Annotated in this window: 17 protein-coding genes and 1 pseudogene; 9 read left to right on the top strand and 9 right to left on the bottom strand. The window is 59.2% G+C overall.

The annotated features are described in order from the left end of the window. Positions 1–193 precede the first annotated feature (193 nt). Both dxs and AC6R19_RS13065 read left to right on the top strand, forming a co-directional pair. Positions 194–2,116, top strand: a complete 1,923-nt coding sequence (gene dxs, locus AC6R19_RS13060; protein WP_500580263.1) for a 1-deoxy-D-xylulose-5-phosphate synthase — start codon at positions 194–196, stop codon at positions 2,114–2,116. Positions 2,117–2,212: 96 nt separating this feature from the next. Continuing rightward, positions 2,213–4,069 (top strand): DUF885 domain-containing protein, encoded by a 1,857-nt coding sequence (locus AC6R19_RS13065; protein WP_500580264.1) that lies wholly within the window; start codon positions 2,213–2,215, stop codon positions 4,067–4,069. A gap of 49 nt (positions 4,070–4,118) precedes the next feature. On the opposite strand, the gene AC6R19_RS13070 is transcribed toward AC6R19_RS13065, so the two are convergent. The 3 genes from AC6R19_RS13070 to AC6R19_RS13080 all read right to left on the bottom strand — a co-directional run bounded on the left by AC6R19_RS13070 (position 4,119) and on the right by AC6R19_RS13080 (position 6,666). Beyond that, positions 4,119–4,589, bottom strand: coding sequence for a thioredoxin domain-containing protein (locus AC6R19_RS13070; protein WP_500580265.1), 471 nt, complete (start codon positions 4,587–4,589; stop codon positions 4,119–4,121). A gap of 144 nt (positions 4,590–4,733) precedes the next feature. After that, positions 4,734–5,939, bottom strand: a complete 1,206-nt coding sequence (locus AC6R19_RS13075; RefSeq protein ID WP_500580266.1) for an ABC transporter permease — start codon at positions 5,937–5,939, stop codon at positions 4,734–4,736. Then, positions 5,929–6,666 (bottom strand): ABC transporter ATP-binding protein, encoded by a 738-nt coding sequence (locus AC6R19_RS13080; RefSeq protein WP_500580268.1) that lies wholly within the window; start codon positions 6,664–6,666, stop codon positions 5,929–5,931. The genes AC6R19_RS13075 and AC6R19_RS13080 overlap by 11 nt, the downstream gene beginning before the upstream one ends. Before the next feature lie 92 nt (positions 6,667–6,758). Here AC6R19_RS13080 and AC6R19_RS13085 point away from each other — a divergent pair, with 92 nt between their 5' ends. Next, positions 6,759–7,394, top strand: coding sequence for a DUF3299 domain-containing protein (locus AC6R19_RS13085; RefSeq protein ID WP_500580269.1), 636 nt, complete (start codon positions 6,759–6,761; stop codon positions 7,392–7,394). Between the two features lie 83 nt (positions 7,395–7,477). Here the strand turns inward: AC6R19_RS13085 and AC6R19_RS13090 are convergent. Then, positions 7,478–7,714 (bottom strand): annotated as a pseudogene (locus AC6R19_RS13090) (S46 family peptidase); the annotation flags it as partial. A 627-nt stretch (positions 7,715–8,341) separates the two neighbouring features. Here AC6R19_RS13090 and AC6R19_RS13095 point away from each other — a divergent pair. The 3 genes from AC6R19_RS13095 to AC6R19_RS13105 all read left to right on the top strand — a co-directional run bounded on the left by AC6R19_RS13095 (position 8,342) and on the right by AC6R19_RS13105 (position 13,265). Beyond that, positions 8,342–9,487 (top strand): efflux RND transporter periplasmic adaptor subunit, encoded by a 1,146-nt coding sequence (locus tag AC6R19_RS13095; RefSeq protein ID WP_500580270.1) that lies wholly within the window; start codon positions 8,342–8,344, stop codon positions 9,485–9,487. Next, positions 9,487–11,457 (top strand): ABC transporter permease, encoded by a 1,971-nt coding sequence (locus AC6R19_RS13100; protein WP_500580355.1) that lies wholly within the window; start codon positions 9,487–9,489, stop codon positions 11,455–11,457. The genes AC6R19_RS13095 and AC6R19_RS13100 overlap by 1 nt, the downstream gene beginning before the upstream one ends. Before the next feature lie 209 nt (positions 11,458–11,666). Then, positions 11,667–13,265: a cyclic peptide export ABC transporter gene (locus AC6R19_RS13105; RefSeq protein ID WP_500580271.1), complete on the top strand. Its 1,599-nt coding sequence runs from the start codon at positions 11,667–11,669 to the stop codon at positions 13,263–13,265. Positions 13,266–13,277: 12 nt separating this feature from the next. Here AC6R19_RS13105 and AC6R19_RS13110 read toward each other — a convergent pair whose 3' ends face one another. Beyond that, positions 13,278–14,201 (bottom strand): ParB N-terminal domain-containing protein, encoded by a 924-nt coding sequence (locus AC6R19_RS13110; RefSeq protein WP_500580272.1) that lies wholly within the window; start codon positions 14,199–14,201, stop codon positions 13,278–13,280. A gap of 194 nt (positions 14,202–14,395) precedes the next feature. Here AC6R19_RS13110 and AC6R19_RS13115 point away from each other — a divergent pair, with 194 nt between their 5' ends. The 3 genes from AC6R19_RS13115 to AC6R19_RS13125 all read left to right on the top strand — a co-directional run bounded on the left by AC6R19_RS13115 (position 14,396) and on the right by AC6R19_RS13125 (position 17,212). Then, positions 14,396–14,578 (top strand): hypothetical protein, encoded by a 183-nt coding sequence (locus AC6R19_RS13115; RefSeq protein ID WP_500580273.1) that lies wholly within the window; start codon positions 14,396–14,398, stop codon positions 14,576–14,578. A gap of 137 nt (positions 14,579–14,715) precedes the next feature. Next, positions 14,716–15,351, top strand: coding sequence for a lasso peptide biosynthesis B2 protein (locus AC6R19_RS13120; protein ID WP_500580274.1), 636 nt, complete (start codon positions 14,716–14,718; stop codon positions 15,349–15,351). 13 nt (positions 15,352–15,364) lie between these two features. Next, entirely contained in the window at positions 15,365–17,212 is a 1,848-nt protein-coding gene (locus tag AC6R19_RS13125; protein WP_500580275.1) for an asparagine synthase-related protein, read from the top strand. Here the strand turns inward: AC6R19_RS13125 and AC6R19_RS13130 are convergent. The 4 genes from AC6R19_RS13130 to AC6R19_RS13145 are packed head-to-tail and all read right to left on the bottom strand — an operon-like array spanning position 17,209 to position 23,125. Next, positions 17,209–17,919 carry an ABC transporter ATP-binding protein gene (locus tag AC6R19_RS13130; RefSeq protein ID WP_500580277.1) on the bottom strand — a complete coding sequence of 237 codons (711 nt, stop codon included), beginning with the start codon at positions 17,917–17,919 and terminating at the stop codon, positions 17,209–17,211. The genes AC6R19_RS13125 and AC6R19_RS13130 overlap by 4 nt on opposite strands. A gap of 11 nt (positions 17,920–17,930) precedes the next feature. After that, positions 17,931–19,289, bottom strand: coding sequence for an ABC transporter permease subunit (locus tag AC6R19_RS13135; RefSeq protein ID WP_500580278.1), 1,359 nt, complete (start codon positions 19,287–19,289; stop codon positions 17,931–17,933). Further along, on the bottom strand, positions 19,286–20,710 hold the full coding sequence (locus tag AC6R19_RS13140) for a DUF3526 domain-containing protein (protein WP_500580279.1): 1,425 nt from the start codon (positions 20,708–20,710) through the stop codon (positions 19,286–19,288). The genes AC6R19_RS13135 and AC6R19_RS13140 overlap by 4 nt, the downstream gene beginning before the upstream one ends. 57 nt (positions 20,711–20,767) lie before the next feature. Next, on the bottom strand, positions 20,768–23,125 hold the full coding sequence (locus AC6R19_RS13145) for a TonB-dependent receptor plug domain-containing protein (protein WP_500580280.1): 2,358 nt from the start codon (positions 23,123–23,125) through the stop codon (positions 20,768–20,770). Between the last annotated feature and the right edge of the window lie 296 nt (positions 23,126–23,421).

Consider the following 23,421-nt stretch of genomic DNA (forward strand, 5'->3'; position numbering starts at 1 on the left):
CCGGACACTCGCAGGCCGCGAAACTGCTTGGTAACAGTCAAAAGTCCAGTCGCGGCCTCAGGCCTCTCCCACGGCGATTGGCCAGATCGCGCATTCCGCATTCCGCATTCATCATTCCGCATTGGTTTGCTTCTCCCCCTCACAGGCATACAATCCCCTCTCTAATACACATCAGTTACAATTGATACGTTTGATGTTCGACGAAATCCCACGCACAAGGCCGCAGACGCCGCTGCTCGATACCATCGATGAACCGGCGCAGCTGCGCGCCCTGGACGAGCGGCAGTTGCCGGAGTTGGCCAGCCAGCTGCGCGAGTACCTGCTGTACTGCGTCGGCCAGACCGGCGGCCACTTCGGCGCCGGCCTGGGCGTGGTGGAGCTGACCATCGCCCTGCACTACATCTACAACACCCCGGAGGACCGGCTGGTGTGGGATGTGGGCCACCAGACCTATCCCCACAAGATACTCACCGGCCGCCGCGAGCAGATGCTGACCATGCGCCAGCAGGGCGGCCTGTCCGGCTTCCCAAAGCGCAGCGAGAGCCCCTACGACACCTTCGGCGTGGGCCACTCCAGCACCTCCATCAGCGCCGCCCTGGGCATGGCCCTGGGCTCACCGGACGAGCGCAAGGTGGTGGCGGTGATCGGCGACGGCGCCATGACCGCCGGTATGGCCTTCGAGGCTCTGAACCACGCCTCCCACACCGGCAGGGACATGCTGGTGGTGCTGAATGACAACCGCATGTCGATTTCCAAGAATGTCGGCGGCCTGGCCACCTACTTCGCCAGGATACTCGCCAGCAAGACCTACCTGAGCATGCGCGAGGGCAGCCGCCGGATACTGTCGGCCATTCCCAAGGCCTGGCAGTTGGCGCGGCGTACCGAGGAGCACGTCAAGGGCATGATCACCCCCGGCACCCTGTTCGAGGAGCTGGGCTTCAACTACGTGGGCCCGCTGGACGGCCACAACATGCACGACCTGGTGCACACATTGCGCAACCTGCGCAGCCAGCGCGGCCCGCAGCTGCTGCATATCGTCACCACCAAGGGCAAGGGCTTCGGCCCCGCCGAGGAAGACCCGGTGGGCTACCACGCCCTGAACAAGCTGGAGCCGGAGCCCAAGGTGCAGGTTGCAGTGCCCGGAGAAAGGAAACTGGCCAAATACCAGGACATCTTCGGCCGCTGGCTCTGCGATATGGCCGCGCAGGACGACAGGCTGATCGGCATCACCCCCGCCATGTGCGAGGGCTCCGGCATGGTGGAATTCGCCGAGCGCTTCCCGGAGCGCTTCCACGACGTCGCCATCGCCGAACAGCACGCGGTGACCCTGGGCGCCGGCCTCGCCTGTGAGGGAAAGAAACCCGTCGTCGCCATCTACTCCACCTTCCTGCAGCGCGGCTACGACCAGTTGGTGCACGACGTGGCCATCCAGGACCTGGACGTGACCTTCGCCATAGACAGGGCCGGCCTGGTCGGCGAGGACGGCCCCACCCACGCCGGCAGTTTCGACCTGACCTATATGCGCTGCCTGCCGAACATGGCCATCGCCGCCCCCAGCGACGAGAACGAGTGCCGCCAGCTGCTCTACACCGCCTACCGGCACCAGGGGCCGGCCGCAGTGCGCTACCCCCGCGGCACAGGCCCCGGCGTGGAAATCCAGGAGGAGATGACCGAGCTGCCCCTGGGTGTGGGCCGACTGGTCCGCGAGGGCTCACAGGTGGCGATATTGAATTTCGGCACCCTGCTGGCCCCGGCTGTGGCCGCGGCGGAAAAGCTCGGTGCCACCGTCGCTGATATGCGCTGGGTCAAGCCATTGGATGAAAAGCTGATCGACGAACTGGCCGCGAACCACCAGTTGCTGGTGACCCTGGAGGAAAACACCGTCGCCGGCGGCGCCGGCAGCGCCGTGATGGAATACCTGAACAGCAACGGCACCCTGGTTCCGCTGCTGCAGCTGGGCCTGCCGGACAAGATCATCGAGCACGGCAAACACAAGGCACTGCTCGCCGCCATAGGCCTGGATGCCGCCGGCATCGAGGAGCAGATCCGCCGCCGGTTGCGGGACTCGGGACTCGGGACTCGGGACTCGGAAAACAAAATCCACAAACTGCTTTAACCGCGGCCGCCGGCCGCGCCCCTGGGAACGCCGAGCTCCAGCTCGGCATCGCGGGCGCAGCCCGCGCCCCAGCCATACCGATGCACGGGGAAAACCATGACCAACCTCGCCAAATCCCTACTATTCTCCGCCGGCCTGCTGATTGCTGCCGGCAGCCAGGCCATGGAACAGAAGGCCTTCGACAAAGCCTTCGACGCCCTGCCGAAAAAAGGCGCCAGCGAACAACTGAAGGCGCTGCAGGACCTGCGCTACCGCTGGACCATGGAGAGCTTCCCCGGCTGGGCCACCTACGAGGGCTATCCCGGCGTCAACGACCGCTGGACCGATGCCTCGAAGGACGGCATCGAGCGGCGCCGGGAACAGACCCGCCGCATGCTCGCCGCCAGCCGCCATATCGACAGCGACGACCTGCCCGGGAACCAGCAGCTCGACCACCAACTGCTGTACCAGGACCTGCTGAACGAAGTGAAGGGCTTCCAGTTCCCGGATCACCTGCTGCCGGTCAGCCATATGGACGGCATACAGCGCAATGTACCCGGCGTACTGAACGCCATGCCCAAGCGCACCGCCGCCGACTACGAGATGATCCTGGCCCGCCTGGAGAAGCTGCCGGCGCTGGTACGGCAGACCCAGGCGCTGATGCGCGAGGGCCTGGAGAGGAAGATCACCCCGCCGCAGATCACCCTGCGCGACCTGCCGGGGCAGATACGCGCGCTGATCCCGGAAGATCCCAAGCAGAGCCCGCTGCTGAAGGCCTTCAACGAGATGCCGCGCGGTATTTCCGACAGCCAGCAGCGCCGCCTGCAGAACCGCGCCTACGCGCTCTACCACAAGGAACTGGTGCCGGCCTGGCGGGACATGGCGGAGTTCGCCGAGCGCGACTATATCCCCGGCGCGGTGGTGGACACCGCATTCACCAATATGCCGGACGGCCTGCGCTGGTACGCGCACAAGGTGCGCGACAACACCACCACGTCACTGAGCCCGGAGGAGATTCATCGCATCGGCCTGGCCGAGGTACGCCGAATCCGCGGCGAGATGGACAAGATCATCCAGAAGACCGGCTTCAACGGCGACTTCAAGGCGTTTACCGAGTTCCTGCGCACCGATCCGCAGTTCTATTACACCGACAGGGAAGAACTGATGCGCGGCTACCGGGATATCGCCAAGCGCATCGACGGCGAACTGCCGGCCCTGTTCGGCACCCTGCCGCGGCTGCCCTACGGGGTCAAACCGATCCCCGGCTATTCTGAGAAGTCCCAGACCACCGCCTACTACCAGCCAGGCTCGGCGGAAGCCGGCCGCGCCGGTGTCTTCTTCGCCAACACCTACAACCTGCCCAGCCGCCCGAAATGGGAGATGGAGGCGCTGACGGTGCACGAGGCCATGCCCGGCCACCACCTGCAGATAGCCCTGGCCCAGGAGCAGCAGGACATACACCCGCTGCGTCGCACCAAGCACTACACCGCCTTCGTCGAGGGCTGGGGCCTCTACTCCGAGAGCCTCGGCTACGACCTGGGCCTGTACAAGGACCCCTACAGCGAGTTCGGCGCCCTGACCTACGATATGTGGCGCGCGGTGCGCCTGGTGGTGGACACCGGCATGCACCAGTTGGGCTGGAGCCGCGAGCAGGCGATCGAGTACTTTATGAACAACAGCGCCAAGCCGCTGCACGATGTGACCGTGGAAATCGACCGCTACCTGGTGTGGCCGGGCCAAGCCCTGGCCTACAAGCTGGGCCAGCTGAAGATCAAGGAGCTGCGCGCCAGGGCCGAACAGCAACTGGGCACCAACTTCGATATCCGCAGCTTCCACGACCAGCTGCTGGGCGCCGGCGCCCTGCCGCTGAACGTGTTGGAGGCGCGCATGAACGATTGGATACAAGCCCAGAACGCCGGCTCCGCCGGCACCCCGGCCGCGGCGACCCAGGCCGGACAAATCTCCTCAAGCTGACCCCCTGGGGCCGAAGGCGCCGCGAATGCGTGGACCGGCGCCTTCGCCCCTACTCGGCCAGCAGCTGCCCGATCATTCCCCCGAGCTGCATATCGCTCAGCCGCCCGAAATGGGAAAAGCGCAGCAGCCCCTGCTTGTCGACCAGCACCAGTGACGGCGTGCCCTGCAGACCGAGTTTCTGCATGGTCACCGGCACAGTGCTGTTTTCCACCGGCTGGTCCACCGCGATCGGAAATTTCAGGCGGAACTCCTGCACGAACACCTTCAGTGCCTCCAGGTTCATCACCGCGTGGTGCTCGAACATCGTGTGCAGGCCTATCACCTGAAAGGGCTCGCCGGCAAAACATTCCGCCGCCGCTGCCGCCTGGGGCGTGCCCTGGATCAGGCAACCGGGGCAGAGCATCTGGAAGGCGTGCAACATGACCACCACGCCGCGCAGCTCGCGCAACGACAACGGATGCTCCGTATTCAGCCAGCTGGATGCGACGATTTCCGGCGCCTCGGTATAGGTTTCAGCCATGGCCCTCCCTCCACCGATAAATTGTAGGCGCAGCACGGCTGGCGCTCGAAAACCTCGCCTTTGGCAGCGACGCCCCTTCTATGCGCCGCTCGATACGCCGAGAGTTCGGCATCGAGCTGGAGACCAGGCCCTGAAGCGGTCCATTCAAACCTGCAAACTGCCACCCAGCGACTGGCGGCAGGCCCCCAGCGCCGGAATTGTCGCGAGAGCGAAGGTGCCGACGAGTATCGTCCCTACCAGCGCCATCGTCTCTCCGCCCGCCGCCAAACCACTCAAATAAATCCCGTAGCGCTCCGCCAGCAGCGGCTCCGCAAACCACAGGCCCGCAGCCAGGCCCACAACGGCGACGGCGGCACCCAGCAGCAGTACCAGCAGCGCCTCCGCCTGGACCAGCAGAAACAGGAACAGCGGGCCCGCGCCTATGGCGCGCAACAGGGCGATTTCCCGGCGGCGCTCGCGCATGGCCGCTAGCAGCAGGATACACAGCCCCAGCAGCGATGCCAGCACCACCAGCGCCGAGATCAGCAACAGCAGTTTTTCCACCGCGCCCAGCATCTGCCACAGTTCCGACAGGGCCACGCCGGGCAGTATCGCCAGCAGCGGCTCCCCGCGGTATTCGTTGATCCGGCGCTGGACCTGGAAAGTGGCCACACGGGAATCCAGCCCCAGCATAAAGGCGGTGATACTCTCGGGAGTGAGATCACCGCCTTCCGCCCCGGCCCGGTGTATCGCCTCCACGCCCTCCAGGCTGACGTAGAGCGCGCGATCCGCCGGCGTGCCGGTGGGCCCGAGTATTCCGGTGACGGTAAACGGATACTCGTCGTGCAGGCTGAAGCTGGTGCTTCCCAGGCCGTGGGCCAGTACCAGGGAATCGCCGGTCCGGTAGCCGAGCTGCTGCGCCACCTCCGCACCCAGCACCACATCGTGGATATCCGCAAACGCCCGGCCACGGGAGAACTCCAGCGGCCTGTCCCGCCCGTATCGATAGTGGCGGAAAAAATCCTGCGAGGTGCCCACCACCCGGTAGCCCCGATGGGAATCACCGAGGGAGATGGGAATGGTCCAGGCCACCCGCGGCTGCCGCGCTATCTCCCGGTAGCTCACCCAGGAAATATTGTTGCTGGGACTGCCGATGCGAAACACGCTGTAGAGCAGCAGGTTCAACTGCCCGGTGCGTGCGCCCACGACCAGGTCCACCCCGGACACGGTGCGGCTGAAGCTGCCCTTGGCGTGGCTGCGCACCTGCTCCACCCCGAGCAGCACGAACAGGCTCACGGCCACCGAGAAAATCGCCAGCAGCACGCTCCCCCTGCGGTGCATCAGGCTGTGCCAGGCGAGCCTAATAAACATCAGCCGCCGCCCCCCGCGACACGTCCACCGGGCGCAGCCTTTCCCAGGCGCGGTTCAGCTCGCGCATATCCGCAACCAGCGGGAAGTACCCCGCCAGGGCGCTGTCGTGGCTGACGAAAACCAGGGTGCGTTTTTCCCGCTCGCAGCTCCGCATCAGCAGCTGCACGAAGGCATCGCGAGCCTCCGTGTCCAGCGCGGAGGTGGGCTCGTCCACCAGCAGCAACTGCGGCTTGTTGATCAGTGCGCGGGCTATAGCCACCCGCTGTTGCTGGCCCACACTGAGCTCCGCCGCCCGCCGGGACAGAATACCTTCGCCCAGCCGCAACTGCGCCATCAGGTTCCGCGCGCGACCGCGCAGGTCGCCGACGGAATTGCCGAAATGCGCGGCGAGGCGGACATTGTCCAGCACGCTCAGGTAGGGAATCAGGTTGAACTGCTGGAACACCACGCCGATATGCCGCGCGCGAAAGCGATCCCGCCCGCGGCCGCCGAGGGCGGCCAGCGGCTGGCCCAGGAGTTCCAGGCGCCCGGCCGGGGCCACCAGGATGCCGGCGAGCAGGTTCAACAGCGTGGACTTGCCGCAACCGGAGGGGCCGCGCAGAAACACCTGTCCGCCGGCGGGCACGGACCAGCGGGGAATATCCAGCACCGGCGGACCGCCGCGGTAGGAGAAACGCAACTGTTCCACCGTGACGGCATCCGCCGGTTGCGCGGCTGGGGCGTTCATCGGGCACCTCATTCGGGTTTGCCTGTGGAAAGACAAAATGATATATCACATCTAAATTGTGACAAACCTCCGCTGCCATGCCTCAGTTTCCGTTGAGATTAATCCCGCTATTGATCGCGGCCACCCTCGCAAGCGCCTGCGGCGAACGGGAGGAAGCGGCCGATCTTCCGCAGCCGACAGCCGCCGAAAGCCCGCCTGTGCCGGCGGACGCCGTCTACCGGGAGGTGGAGTGGGCGGAGCTGATTCCCCAGGACGATCTCGATGCGCTGCTCAACCCGCCGGACTACCTGGAGGGCATCGCCGAGGGATCGATGGAAGACCGGCTTTCCGCGGCACTGGACCAGGCCGTCGCCGCGGCCAAACAAGGCGATGGCGAACAAGTTGAAACGGAGAGCCGCTACCAGCGGGCGCTGACCTCCACCCGTGTCAAGCCGGAGTTCGACCGCCAGCGGATACGCATTCCCGGATTCGTGGTACCACTTGAATTCGATGAAGAGCAGACCATCACCAGCTTCCTGCTGGTGCCCTACTTCGGTGCCTGCATCCACCTTCCGCCACCGCCGCCGAACCAGGTGATCCACGCCAGTTTCCCCAAGGGGATGCAGGTGGAGGCCCTGTACGACCCCTTTTACGCGGAGGGGGAGCTGCGCACCCTGCGCAGGGACAGCGAGCTGGGCACGGCGGCTTACAGCATGCGGGTGGAGGGGGTTTATCCCTACGAGGAGTGAGCAGCCGGAGCTCGGCGTTCCCAGGGGCGGAGCTGGAGCCTTCAGCGCCCTCTAAAACAGCTCCGTGGTCCCGGGCCCGGGAACTACAACTCCATCTCCCGTACCAGGTATCCGGCGCCGTCCACATGCTCCATCACCCACAGCATATAACCCACATCCACATGGATGGCGCAGGTGCTGTCGGTGAAGTCCCAGTCGGTGTTGATGCTGTCGTGGGTACCGTCGAACACCAGTCCCACCAGTTCGCCACGGCCGTTCATCGTCGGAGAGCCGGAATTGCCGCCGGTGATATCCAGGGTGCTGAGGAAATCCACCGGCAAGCAGGCCGTAGCGCAATACGACACGCCGCCGCCGGGGCATCGACAACAACAGACGTAACCGCCCCGACTGGCGCCCTGCCGAAACCAGGTCGTGCAGCAGCGCGATGGCAAACAGCGGGGCCAGGTAGATCAGCACGAAGGCGAAATCGAAACGCCCCGCAGCCGCCCGGAACGCGGCGCCACAAAGCCCAGAAACAGGCTGACAGTGGCGGTCCTGCCAGCACCGTTGGCCCGGTAACACATAGACCTCGCCGGGGCCCACGCTCAGATCAAGAGATTGCACAATTGTGCCGGCTTCGTAGCTCGCCGAGACGGTAACAGCTTCCGGAACACTGGCAGCTTCACCAGGGGCAACTGTGGCGGCGTTCTCAATATCCATGATTTTGCGCCATCGATTCCCCCCATCTGCGTAACGGTGTTGCAATTAACTGAACGGGGATGTTATATCGTATCTTTACAAAGGACAGCCATCCGCGCCCCCCCTCCGGGAGGATTCCGGTCTCAGAGGAAAAGCCCAATAACTCACAGGGAAGGCACCGCCATGCAGAAGCAAAATGCCCGCGCTCCGAATCCCCGGCGCGTCGATAAACACCCGCTTTGCTCCCAATAGCAACTTCTGATTGGCCTATGATCAACAGCAACAAACAGCGGTTTGGGCTATTTTTCTTTCTCGTACTCGCGACGGGTGCTGGTACCTTCTGGTGGTGGAGCAGCCGCCCAATTACCGTCTATAAAACCGAGCCCCTGGACACTGGCAATATCAAGGCGGTGGTTGCTGCCATTGGCACGGCGGAACCCCGGAACTCGGTGGATGTGGGCGTACAGGTTTCCGGGCAGATTACTCGTATTCACGTGGAGCCCGGTGACCATGTGGACAAAGGACAGCTTCTGGCAGAAATTGATGCCCGTGTACTGGCGGCGGTAGTCGATGCCGGACGAGCCGAGCTGGCTATGCTCAAGGCGCAATTCCAGGAGCGCCAGGCCGAGGTGACGCTGGCTGAACAAAAACAGAGCCGCCAGCTAAAGTTATTCGGCAATGACGCCACGCCGGAGGAAGAAGTGCAGACTGCCCAGGCCAATCTCGCCGTGGCCCGGGCCCGGGTGAAACAACTACAAGCCAGCATCCAGCAAACTCAGTCGCAACTCAAAGCCGATGAAGCGAGGCTCAGCTATAGCCGTATCTATGCGCCCATGGCTGGTACAGTAATGACCATTGAAGTGAAAGAGGGGCAGACACTCAATGCCAATTACCAAACGCCCACCTTAATGCAAATTGCAGACCTCTCCACGATGCGCATTCGGGCCCGTGTTTCCGAAGCGGATATCCATCGTATTCGCCTCGGCATGCCGGTGCACTTCAATACGCTGGGTAATACTGGACGAATTTGGCACAGCCAGGTTGACCAGATACTGCCGACGCCCCCCAAGGCCGCTGTAGACAATGCCCAACTCCATGCCGTTACCTACGCTGTGCTGTTTGATGTAGACAACAGCGACGGCGCACTGATGCCGGGTATGACCACTGAAGCGGATTTTGTTGTCACCGCAGCCACTAAAGTGTTGGTGGCGCCGCTAGCGGCTCTGTTACCGGAGTCACCTGACAGCGACCTCTACTTTGCACAAGTGCTATTGCCCAATGGCCTCACCGAACAGCGCCAGGTTATCGTAGGCCGCCGCGACCGCCTTCGCGCGGAAGTGCTGAACGGCCTGCAACCGGGCGAACCTCTGGTGGTCAGCACGCGGGAATATGCCCGCCGCAGGGATAGCTGGTGATGCCGCTGATCTGCCTGCGGGACATCAGTAAACATTACGGCGGTCAGGACGGTGCCCCACGAGTAGAAGTGTTGCATGGGATCGATCTGGAGATTGACACCGGCGAGTTTGTCGCCATCGTCGGTACTTCGGGATCAGGTAAATCCACCCTGATGCATATCCTTGGTTGCCTGGATGCCCCCTCCTCTGGCCAGTACCTTTTTAATTGCGAAGATGTCGCCACTCTGGGCAGAGATCAGCTCGCAGCGTTGCGGCGTGAGGAGTTTGGCTTCGTTTTCCAGGCCTATCACTTGATTCCCACCGAGAGCGCCCGCGAGAACGTTGAAGTGCCCGCTATCTACGCCGGTATGAACGAAGCCTCCCGCCAGGCACGGGCTACTGAACTGTTGCAACGCTTGGGATTGGGGGATCGCCTGGACAATCGCCCATGCCAGCTTTCCGGTGGCCAGCAGCAGCGCGTATCGATCGCCCGCGCACTGATTAACGGCGGCAAGGTAATTCTCGCCGATGAGCCCACCGGTGCATTGGACAGTGAGACCGGCGACGAAGTGATGGATCTGCTGACCAATCTCGCAGCCAAGGGCCACACCGTCATCCTGATTACCCACGACCATAAACTCGCTGCCAGGTCGCAGCGAGTCATTGAAATTCAGGATGGGCGAATTGTTGGCGACAGGCGTGACTTGCGCGAATGTATGAGTGGTAATACAGAAACTACCAGGGGGATACGAGGTGACGACAACTCGCCGCGGCCAACTCACGACCAACGCGGTGCGCAACTCAGGGAAGAACTTCGCGATGCCTGCCGCGCTGCCTGGCGGGTTTTGCGGATCAACCGTGCCCGCACTCTACTAACCCTGTTAGGCATTATTATCGGTGTGGCTTCGGTGGTAGTCATGCTGGCGGTGGGCGAAGGCACCAAGCGCGAAGTGATGACGCAGTTAAATGCCATGGGACCCAACCTGCTCCAGGTGGGTTCCACCACCCCTAAAACCGGGGGGCCTCGCGGGGTAATCACCGAAGAGGATATAGCCACCATAGCGCAAATACCGGAGGTGCATCGGGTCATGCCCATTCTGCGCGAGTTCGCCCTGGTGCGCTATGGTGCATTCAGCCGCAACTATGAGATTCTCGCCACCAGTGAAGTGATGCCGGAGATAAACCGCTGGCCGGTGGCACAAGGCCGCTTCTACAGCTACGAGGAAAACCGCAACGTAGCTCCCGTGGTTGTGCTGGGACATCTGGCTTACCAGCACTTTTTCCCCAACCGTACCGACCCTTTGGGGCAGAAAATCCTGATAGAAGAGGCACCTTACGAAATCATCGGTGTGATGAGTGAGAAAGGCGCTGAATCCGGATACAGCAATCACGATGAACGCCTGTACGTGCCACGCCGAACCGGAATGGTGCGGGTATTCCCTGCTCAGCGGAACGAAAGCTATCTCGTAGTGGAAGCTATCAGCAGCGATCAGGTACAGCAAGCCGAAGAGAAAGTGGAAGCTCTGTTAATTGAGCGCCATGGCAGAGATGATTTCTGGCTGAACAACGCTGCCGCCCGACAACAGGCGGTATTGGCCACCCGTAACAGCATGACTTTGATGCTCGCCCTGATCGCCGCTATTTCGCTCCTGGTTGGCGGGATTGGCGTGATGAACGTGATGCTGATAACAGTACGCGAGCGAGTTCGGGAAATCGGGATCCGTATGGCCACCGGCGCCCGCCAGCGGGATATCCTTCGCCAGTTCATCACAGAGGCGGCGCTGGTATCACTGCTCGGCGGCACAATTGGTGCGACTTTGAGCCTGGTAATTATCGCTGTTCTGGCCCTGGCGGATGTTCCAGTGGCGCCATCCCTGGGCGCCTTACTGGGTGCAGTCATCTGCGCGGCGATCATCGGCGTCGTATTCGGCTTGATGCCCGCCCGACAGGCAGCACGGCTGGACCCGGTAGTGGCGCTGGCGGGGGATTAAGCAGAGATCGTGCGGCGCTTGCAGCACCCCGCGATAATCCCGAAGGCGGCCTGCACCCCTATCGGCGCTCCCGATCGGCAACGCGGATCAACGGTGTTAGCTATTCCATACAGTCTAAAAATTGCACCGCTACAAATTGAAAAAACCGCAAAACTGCTCGGGCGACTCATGCGTTCAAACTTTGTACTCTCACCTGCCGCGAGGACATCGTGCTAGCTTATCTTATTCGACAGTCTCGCCTGTTACTGATAGCCGCCTCTGTCGCCAGCGTAGTTTCTGGCATCTGCGGCGTACTGATGATCTCCAGAATCAATATTGCACTAACAGCAGAAAACCATTCTGCTGCTCTGATCTGGAGTTTTTTTGGGCTAATCGTAGTGCTGATGCTCGGCCGGACTTTATCGTCCGCACTATTCGAACGTCTGGCTCAACATGCCATGGCGGAGCTAAGGCGGTACATCTCCGGCAGGGTTTTGGCAGCTGAACTGCGGCAACTGGAGGTAATAGGAAGTGCGAAAGTACATTCCGCATTAAGCGAGCACTGCGCAAGCGTCGTTCAGTTTTTCGTCACCCTTCCCTCTCTATTAAACAACTCGGTGGTCGTGATTGGGTGCATGATCTACATGCTCCTCCTGTCATGGCAAATATTTCTCGCTGCAATTGTCATGATTGGGTTGGGATCTCTTGGACATTATCTGGCGCAGTTAAAGGCGATGGAATTTTTAAAAAAAGCCTCTCGCGAACAAGATCGGCTATTTGGTTACTTCCGCGCCCTAACTGACGGAGCAAAGGAATTGCGCCTCAATGAACGCAAGCGCCAGATGTTTCGCGAAGAGCTATTAGGTCAATCAATTGAGGAAGTTCGCAAAAATCGTACAGCGGGTGCTTCGATTTTTATGGTTTCCTCCAGGTGGGGGAATTTTCTGATCTATGCCTTCATTGGATTGGTACTCTTTGTACTCGCGGAAGATATCCCCAATCGCACTCAGGTGATGACAGGGTTCGCGCTGGTATTTTTTTTCATGATGGGGCCACTGGAGGGTCTACTAAGTGCCATTCCCCGCGCCAAGGTTTCCGGAGTGGCCGCTGGTCGAATTGAAGAGATTGTCAGAGATATGCCTAAAGACTTGCCAGTGCAAACCTTGATTCTCCCAGACCGTTCATTCAATTCTGTAAAACTGACGGCAGTGGTCCACCGCTACTATCATGAGCAAAGTGATGAAATGTTCGAGCTCGGCCCTATCAATCTGGAGTTTCATCCGGGAACGATTACCTTTCTGGTAGGCGGTAATGGCAGCGGCAAAACGACGTTGGCAAAGCTGGTGACGGGGCTCTATGCACCGGAGTCGGGAAATGTGTCCCTTAATGGCGTGCCAATAGATGACTCTAACCGCGACAATTACCGACAGTTGTTCTCCGCCGTTTTCTCTGACTTCCATTTATTTGAGCGCCTGATGGAGCTGCACCGCTCAGATCTCGACGAAGCTGGCAACAGATTGCTCCACCGGTTGCAACTACAAAACAGGGTCAAGGTCAGCGGTGGCGCGTTTTCCACTCAGTCTCTTTCTCAGGGGCAACGCAAGCGACTGGCTCTTGCGGTTGCTCGCCTGGAAGACCGGCCTTTCCTGGTATTTGATGAGTGGGCCGCAGACCAGGACCCCACCTTCAAAGAGGTATTTTATCGGGAGCTGTTACCTGAACTGAAATCTGAAGGAAAAACCGTCTTGGTGATCTCCCATGATGACAGGTATTTCAACTTGGGAGACCGACTACTGAAATTGGAGCACGGGAGGCTTCTGTTGACCTGAGCACTGCCGTCGCTACAACGAGGGCACTGACGACTTTTGCAAATCCAACTTGGCTTTAAGAATAGAAGTCTTGCGAATAACTGGCACGATCCGCGTCAGACGATCATCGACATAATCCTTGAATAACGGCGGTCGCGGCGAGTCGAGATAAAACTGTCGATCCTGTTTAACAGCCGCAGGTAGCAAGAAGTCTGAGACATCCCCGTCCGAAGCGTCAACCAATAGACAGGGCACATATCGGAAGCCTAACTCACGCAACGCATAAACGCGGTGTGAGCCATTGGTCAAGATGATTCGATTACCCGACCGAGTGGCGCTGATCACGTTGTCGCTAAATCCAACATACATCACAATCGCATGGGTTGCCGAGCCGATCGGATTGAAGTTTTGAATCGTGTCCGGTTCGACTGTTACAACATCCAGGAAACGCAGATCATTGGACGCCGATGTAAACATGTAACCGCCATCGGATTGCGTACAACGAACCGCTGGATTTGCGTGAGCACCGCCACGAGAAACGAGATCTATAATATCCCGCGCACTTGGATTAGGCGAGAGGGAGGCCTTGATCTGATCGACGTGACGAAGGTTGATGGACTCCTGAAAAACGACCAGACGATCGATCTCCACCATGCACCAACGCCGCGGCACCAAGGAGATCATCCTGTGCATCGAGGGTTGCCTCAGCACTTGTTCGGCCAGTGGTTTCATTTCCTCCGAAAGCTCGCGCACACTGATATTATCGGCAACACCCACTTCATCGCTTATGACTTGTAGTGCCGCGGCGCGCGCCTCCCGCCATTCAGCCACTAGATCAGGGTCGTCAAAACTTCTGGGCGGACATCGCTCCCTTATAAATCGAATGAATCTTGGTAGCGGAAATATTCCTTTTAACACCAAGGTCGGATTGGTACCGCCGTCTTTTTCAGCATTCATCTATCTACACCTTCCTGCAGGCTGCCTGATATTAATCCATTTCCTTTCGACCAAAACAAAATGATATATCATATCGAACCATTATTTCAAATCATTATTCGACATCCTGACCGGTTATCCGTAAGTTTATATCGGCACTCGGTGTATGAGTGCCGAATGCACCTCGCAAATAAACCGAGTATAAAGGAAATATTATGAACGAAATGATTGAGTTAGGCGTATTAAACACAGAATTCAAAGCGCAAGACTCCGACGCTTTGCAGGATCACGAACTCAGGGAGTTAGGCTTGGTGGTTTCGGAAACCAAAGCACATGATCACGGCAGTAAAATGGACGATACCTTTCCATCCACATCTCCAGACTCCCTTTCACGTTAAAGACGTACTGGCGAGCGATGCCCTCAAAAAAGGCACCGCTCGCCTTTCAAAAAAATAACGAGGTCCAGATGGGGTCTACGGTGACACCTCCCTACTTTCTTTCGAGGCAAGCACATATATGTGTCGCCAGCGACACAATGTTTTTACTGGATGAGGCGAATGGAAAATACCTCTCGATAGCTAAAGAGCAAGCGGCGAGCCTCTCACCCTTTGTAGTGGATTGGCCGCTAAGATCAAAAAATCACAATTCGCCCACACTACTTCAGTCCCTGCTTGACCGCAACCTGATTACCAAGGACCCGAAGCGGGGGAAATCCGCCACACCTTCGACAATTCAAATGCCCGTAGCCTGGCTGCGAGATGGTCAGCCCCGAGGGCGCCCCAAGATCACAGCGAATGACTTTTACAGATTCTCAATCTCAGTAGGTTACGCACTCTTCAGTAAAAAACTTTTACCTTTCAGGCATATAGTCTCGATGGTGCAGAAAAGGAAACAGGCTGCACAGGAGCGACGGGTCGACACCGAAGCTCTTGGGTCGTTGGTCCGTGTTTTCGACTGGCTTCGACCACTTGCCTTCAAGAAAACGAATGAGTGTTTTTTATACTGCTGGGCGCTCAACGAATTCTTATCGAAATACGGTATCCACCCGACTTGGATATTCGCCGTGCGAGCGCAGCCGTTCGCAGCTCACTGCTGGTTGCAGCATGGGGATCAGGCTTTGACCGATATTCCATTCAACTTGCGCCGGATGGTCCCGATCCTGGTTATCTGAAGGCATAGATCTCATGTATCGCTATTTAGCCATCTTCTGGAACAGCTCCTCGGGCCCATCATTGGAACAGGCCAGGCATGTTACGGAAAAAATAGAAGCAAAAATCCCGGGGATGATATGCACTGTAAGAACAGCGGGAGCTGCCATCTACTATCAAAGCGACGATCAAGGCGTTTTTGAATGTTGCCAATCGGATTCGCTCGTCATTTTTGGCAAGGTATTCACCAAAAAATTCGGCGCCGACGAAATTCCTGAACGAGCTGTGTTCAGCACCGCTTCTACCGATGCCGTTTGTAACAGCCAGGGCCGCACCCTCGTGCAAGACTACTGGGGCAGATACGTCGCATTTGGCCGCAACCCGAGAACGAAAAACTGGTTCGTTATGAGAGACCCAAGCGGGGAAATACCCTGCCACATGACGGTTGCGGAACGGGTGACAGTATTCTTCTCCAGCATGGAAGACTGTTTGAAGCTGCAATTGAGGCGGTTTTCCATCAACTGGACCTACCTCGCCAGTTCACTTATCCATCCTTTTCGGGATAACAGCCAAACCGGCTTCAAAGAAATCACAGCCCTGGAAGTTGCGGAGGCGGTGACTATTGAGAACGGAATGCCCACGGCTCGACAGTGTCATTGGGATCTGGTGCAATCCGCCGCCGAGGAACCCATAACTGACTTGAACGAAGCTGTCCGGTTGGCACGGACAACCCTGCTTGGCTGCATCGGTGCATTGGCAAGCCAGCATACACACATTCAGTTGAAGCTGTCTGGTGGACTTGATTCGTCGATCGTTCTGGCAGGCTTGCTGCACGCCCCCACGAAGCCTGAGGTGGAATGCATCCATCACTACGATTCCGGCATCGGAGCGGATGAAAGGGAATATGCAAGAATGGCAGTTGCAGGAGCTTGCCAGTCCTCAGGCAGAACCTGTGAACTTATTGAGTATGAGCGAAGACCTCACTGCGCTCTGGAAGAAATACTGGATTTTCCACGGACGGCCCGGCTCTTGTACTGTTCCGGCCACCTTCTTCATCGCGATGTGGGCTCAGGTAGTGCATTGAGTGGGGTGTCGACCCGGTTCACGGGAGTCGGCGGCGATGCGGTATTTCTTCGCTTCAAGGGTAATGGCAGCGCGATCGACTACGCATGGCGCCATGGAATTAAACTGGAGTTGTTGCGCGTCGCGCTCGAGACCGCTCAGTCGGGTGATTCATTTTATGGTGTCATGAAGGATGCAATTCGTCATGGCGTACTCAAGAAGCCACTCTCCGTAAATAAAAGGTGGGGAAGCCCTTGCGAATGGCTTCGCGTTGGCGCCGACCAAACCGAATTCCAACCCGCGTGGATGCGACACGGGCTGGCACACGGTCATGTCCTCTCCCCGAACAAACTGACTCACATAAGCCGAATGGTTTTTCCCACCAATATTCTGGATCCCTTCGAAGGCGCTGGTAACTGGCATGGTGTCTCGCCTATCAACGCCCAGCCTGTTGTCGAGTTGTTCGCTCGCATGCCCCTTCACATGCTCGTGGCCGATGCCGAGGATAGAACGATTGCCCGGCGCGCCTTTGCGGGATTACTTCCAGAGCGAATCCTGTCTCGAAAGGTCAAATGTTACCTTGATGATCACGCGGCCGCAGTCACTCGACACCACCGTGACTTTATAAGAAATATGCTGGTCGATGGCATCCTGGCAAAACAGGGATTCATAGACAGTGCCGCCGCCGATGCCGGCATACGAAGCGTGAACCTGGACAATTCGTCACAAGTGCTTGGACTTTTCGGTCCCCAACTCAATGTCGAGGCGTGGTTAAGAAGATGGTCGGGCTCTAAGGAGAACTTCGAAATCCTGACCGGCTAAGTCCACCTGCCCATCTCCTCCAGGTAAATACTCTCCAGATCGCTCGCCGTGATCTTCGAGGCGTCCAGGGTTCGGCGCAGCCGGCCGGCCTGCATGAGGCCAATGGTGGTGGCCACCTCCCGCGCGCGGAAGAGGTCGTGGGTCGCCATCAGAATCGCTGCACCCCGGTCCCGTTGGCGCATGAGCAGTTCGTGGAATTCGGCCGACGCCTTGGGATCAAGACCGGACGTGGGCTCGTCGAGCAGCAGGGCCTTGGCCTCCTTGATGATCGCGAGCGCTATGCCAACCTTCTGGCGCATCCCCTTGGAATAGTGCCCGACCCGTCGATCAAAAGCGGCGGGCGCAAGACCGGCTTGTGCCAGGGACTCGCGTAAACGCGCGGAAGTGCGATCCCGCACTCCGGCAAGCCGGGCGAAATAGTCGAGATTCTCCAAGCCGGTCAACTCGTCATAGAGGGCGATGGTCTCGGGGATATAAAGCAATCGATTCCGCACGGCTTGCGGTTCTTGCTGGGGATCAAAACCGTCCACCTCGGCACAGCCCGAAGTCGGCTTCATAAAGCCAAGGAACAATTTGATGGTTGTTGACTTGCCAGCGCCATTGGCCCCGAGCAGGCAGTAAATCTCCCCCTGCCCCACGGTGAAGTTGACGTTGTCGAGCGCGCGATGCAAGCCGTGATCTTTGGTCAGGGCCTTTGCAGATAACATGCGGAAGTCTCCTATGGCGTCGCCACCTGGCCACGCAGGGCCCGGGCAGCGATCAGGATCAGGAAATTGGCAATGAGCAAGGCCGCGAGATCCGCCAGCACATCCGCCTGGAAGGAACCGCCCGTTTCGCGGAATTGAAATCCTGGTGCATTGTCGTATTCGGCCAGAGTGAGCAGAGCATCGCGATCCAGGTGGTTCTTATACAATCGCCGGAGTTCGAGCTGAGTCGCACGCGCCTGACTCTCGAAGGCAAGCGCGCGATCGGCGTCCGATCCGGCGATGCGGTCGAGCGCATCCTGCACCGCAACCGGGGGCAGGAAGAGCCGCACCGTGTCGAGCACATGACGCCGCGCGTCCTTCGCTTGCTGATGCGCCGTGATCATCGGTGCAATTTCGTTGTCGAGAGCGACTCGATCGGCATAGAGATCGCGCAAGCGATCGGGAATCCTGGGTGTCGATGTTCGAACCAGCGTCGGATTGGCTTCGCGATAGAGGCGCTGACGCTCGGTAATCGCGGCCTTTCGGGCCTTCAGGTCGGTGGCGAAGCGCATTTCCGAAGGTGCCGGCGCGACCAAGTCGACGGCCGCCAATGTCAATGACGGCGCCATAACCACGACTAACAGCCAGGTGGCGCCGGCAGCAATCGCCGCTTCCGTTGAGCGACGGGTAACGAGGTTGATCAACACTGCCACGGCAAGCCAAAAGGCCCCGTAGACCAATACCGCCAGTGCGAGTGCGGCGAGGCCGAGTGGATCTCGTGCGCCTGCCCAGATGGCTACAGCCAGGATGATAGCTGTGGAAGGGAGCAGTACCATCAACCCCCGGGGCAGCGCCTTTACGGCAATCAGCGGCCCGATGGCGACTGGCTGCGACAAGACCATGGCGGCAACGCCGCGTTCGCGCTCGCGTGACCACAGATCATAGGTGGCGGCGAGGATGACCAGTGGCAACAGAAAGACGACAACAAAGGCCAAGTCGAAGCGGCCGGCAGCGCGCACGGCGGGACTGTCGATATCCGCCCACGCGCGTTTGAAAAGCATCGTGTAGTCACCCAGCGCAAAGACTTCGGCGTTAAAAGGATATGCATCAGCCTGACCGAGCGATACCGGGGCCATGACTCTGGGAGGCAGCACGGCCAGCGATCCCGGAATGACCAGCTGCGTCTCGACAAACCCGCGCCCGAACGTTAACCGCTCCTGCTCTTCCGCCTTGATCAATTCAATGGCCGCCTCGCGCTTTTGGACCCAATCGGCGCCATTCCATGCCGCATAGCCGCTAAACCCCAACAGCAGGATCAGCAGCACTAACAGGCCGCGGTCGCGAACAAGACGGCGGACCTCATAGCCCGCGATGGCGACGAAGTTGCTCATGAGCGCTGTCCCAGACGTAGCGCCGAAACACCAGCCAAGCCGGTGGCGATTGAGACCCAGACCAGCAGGATCGCGAGGTTGGGTACCTGCGCCGCCGCTACATCTCCCAGCCGCTGCCGGCTTGGTGTATAGGCGACATCACGCGTAATGGTTGCAATATCGGCGAGGTGGTAGCGCTCGCCGGGCGGCGGTTTATGCTCCTTAATCTCTGCGTTCAGTGTCTGGATCAGCCGGTAGCGATAGTCCTCGACCCCGCGTAGATAGTTGAGGTGGGCGCCGAAGTCAGTGCAGGCAAAGGCGCGCGACCAGGCTTGCAGGGAGATGGTCGGTGAGAAGATGGCGAATACGCGTTGCACGACCTCCTGCCGGCGGTAAATATCGTAGAGCTGATTGAAATGTCGGTTGTATAGGTCCGTGGAGAGCTTCTCGCCATATTCATACGAGGCACCCCGGAAGCTGATCGGAAGGTCTTCGACATTGCTTACCTTATAGCGCGCCAAAAGCTCGGCCTTGAACGCCTTCACCCCCTCGTCCGTCGAATCGTGAACATCGACGCCCTGCGCCGCCTCCTCTGTGACCGCCGATCTGAATGCGGCGGCTGAGGGCGTAGGCTCCAGCGTCTCAGCCACTGCAGGCGCGACGCGCGGCACAAGCAAGGTGGATACCGCCCAGAAACCGAGCAGGATGACCAGGGCTGTCCGCGCCGAAGCGAACAGGCCCGAGACGGCCAGGGTGAGAGCGCAGAACACGAGCAGGTAAAGCGCATAGGCGCCGCCGATGGCGGCGAGTCCAGCAATTTCCATCCCACCCGCGCCTTGCAGAAGTATCGCCGGCAGGCTTACGCCGATCATGGCGAGCGCCAGCAATCCCGCCGCCGCCGCCAAAGCAAGCAACCGTCCCACAACCAGCGCTATGGCCGAGGCCCCGGCGCCAAGTTCCTGGCGAAGCCGTGCCCGCGCGACTTCGCCGGACATGGTGGCGAAGCCGGCGAGAATGATTAGTAGAGGCGCGATGACCTGCAGAGTCCAGGCCGCCGAGAAGCCAGCAAAGCGGCTGAGGGCGGCCCCCCCCTCGATCGGCCTGTGACGAGCCGGGTTCTGTGCATGGCCCTCGATGAACACCGACGAGCCGACAAAGTCAGTCAGCCCCGGGTCGAAGGCCGCCAACGGTCGCACCGGTGCGGGCACGGCGCGACCCACATGAGCGGCGTCGTGCGGATCGATAACGCCCTGGCTACCCCAGAGCCGCGCTTCTTCCTCAGCGACGGCGCGTCGCTCTTGCGCCTGGGCAGCCAAGCGAGCTGCGCTTGTAGCGACCGACGCTCCGGCAAGCAGCAAGACTGCGAGGGCGAGCCAGAGCAAGCGCCGCTCGCGCCACATGAGCTTTAGCTGCGATGCGGCTACACCGAGCGTTTGGGTCAAGTTCGACCTCCGGATACATGCGGGAACTGAGCTTTTGTTCGAGCCATGATCGTCGGCTTACCATTTGTAGGTCATGGACAGGGAAACAAAGCGCCCCAGGGCGGTGGCATTGGTGGGATCGTAGCCCGTGCCCCGGGCATTTTCGACGAAGGGTGGATCTTCATCGAAAACATTTTGTACATTCAAGGCGAGGCTTGTCTCTCCCACAAAGTTGTATTGAAGGTTCAAGTCCACGGTCGTCCAGGAATCCACTTTGGGGTCGTCTGAGTTTGACGGGTCGCGATAGCTATCCACAAAGTTCAAGAACACGCCGCCCGCCAGCTTGTTCCGATTGAGGGTCGCACCAGCGCGCATCTCAAGATCGACCGGCAAATACACGATGTTCAGCGCGTCGGCCTCGGGGGAAGCACTGGTCAGTTGGCGGGTGGAATCGATGACGTACCTGGCTGCAAGGCTCAGGTCGATGCGGCTCTCACCCACGTTGATGTTGTACAAGGCGTCAAGGTCGATACCCCGTTGCGAGGTTGCCGCATTGTTGCGGACGCGATTGTCGAGAATAACCTCAGTGTCGTACTCGTCCTGGCCCTCAGGAACCGCATACGGCCCGCCCCGGATAATCCGAAATGCGGTACCGGAGAGCCCCAGCTGTCTCGCGTTCTCTATTTCCTGCGGCGTCGGGTTGGATGTCAGAATAGAAGCATATGGATCGGTGGACTCGGCAAAGAGATTTCCAAGGCTGCCCACGTAGCCGACATCAATCCGATCGGAGTAATCGATCCGATAGTAGTTGGCTTGAATCGTGAGACCTGAAATCGATTGCGGCGCAAAGGTAAAGCCACCCGTCCAGGTCTCTGCGCGCTCGGGGCCAAGATCGGGATTGCCATTGGAGAGCATCATTGTGGTAGTTCTACCGCCCGGAGCATTCGGGTTAGGCAAGCTGAAGACATATGCACCGTTATTCGTCTTCATATCTGTAAACACGGGTGCCCGGAATGATCGTCCGTAGCTCGCCCGGAACGCCAGCCCTTCCGTTACTTCCCATAACAGGCCGTACTTCGGATTGGCGGTGGAGCCGAAATCACTGTAGTCGTCGTAGCGCGCTGCTATGGTTAGGGACAAGTTATGCGCGCCTGGGCGATCGTTCAGCAGTGGGATGTTCAACTCACTAAAGGCGGCAGTAATGTCTCTGCTCGGACTGTATGGATCCTCTAAACCGCGATAGTCGATGAGGTCGTATTCGTCACGCCGAAAGCTGGTGCCGACGGCGGCACGCACTGCGCCGGCGGGGAGTGTGAACAAGTCGCCATCCGCGATCAGGTCTACATAGGCAATCGTCGAGTTTGTATCCGTTGGCGGCGCTGTCTCTGCCACACCGTCCTCGATGGCGGTGCGTTTGTACCTGACTTCGTTTTTTCCGTAGCCGGCGTTTAAGCGGGCCTGCCACTGCTGAGGCAAGTCCAGTGTAAGCCCGGCGAATAAATCATACTGCTGAGTTTCCGGGAACAGGTTGGTGATATCCCATTGACTTGCAATATTCGTATCCATTTCGCGCTTGGCGTAGGAGCCGGTCAGGTTAACAGCCAATATGTCGTTGACCTGCTGAAGGCCGTCGACATAGAGACTGTGCCGTTTCGAACCCGGATACAAATCGTAAGGGCTGTATGCAACGTCGCTGGAGAAATCCTTGTCCAGCGCGGACAGGTTGTCTTGCTCAAGGTATTCATAGTTGACCAGGGCGTGGCCATCATTCCACGACCAGCCCGCAGCCTGCGATACCTGATATTCGTTCATTCCACCCGTGGTGACGGTTCCATAGCGCAGCCTGGTCTCATACCCGGTGAAATCCCGTCGCATGACGATATTGACAACACCACCGATGGCATCAGCTCCGTAAATGGCGGAGGCGCCATCGGTCAGTATCTCCACGCGCTCCACGGCGCTCATCGGTATCAGCGACACGTCGACATACTGATAGCGGTTCGATGACGACACTCGATGCCCGTTGATCAGCGTCAAGGTGGTTCCGGTGCCGAGCCCGCGCAGGTTGATGGATGTTCCCTGACCGAAATTGTTCCCGGTATCGCGATCCACGCCCAAGTTCCCGACGTTGGCACCGTTGGCACCACCGCCAAAGTTTTGCGGTAGCTTTTCAAAGAACTGCTGTATCGTCGCCGCGCCGGTGTTTTCGATTGCTGCTTTGTCGAAGACAACCACCGGAGAGGAGCCGCCGGATGCAATACCACGGATGTTGCTGCCAATGACGACAACCTCCTCCATCGGCTCGACTTTGGCGATAGAATCAGAGCCTTTTCCCTGACTGGAAACACTTTGCTCCTGAGCAAATGCAGGGATGCTTACATAGGATACGACTGTCATGCTGGCGGTTAGCAGCGCATTGAATCTTACTTTGGACATCTTCTTCTGCCTTAATTGGTTGCTGTGTCAGAGCTGTTTGAACTTTCAAAGCGCATTGAGTCCGCCGTTATCCGATAGCGGTTTGAGCAACCTGAGTTTCATGATGCGATATATCATAAATTTATTAAGCTAAAAAGTAATATGTGGTTTTGCGCGTCAAAACGATACCGGCATGGAGGCCGAGTGCGCCTGGGTGAACTAATGGCAATTCAGGCGGCCAGTGCTGGGGGGGGCCCCTGGACTCACGCGCGGCATTCCTGCTGCCAGCCCCCAAAGTCAAGCGATCTCCTGTTTGT

The sequence above is a fragment of the Microbulbifer sp. SE14 genome, assembly GCF_059834885.1.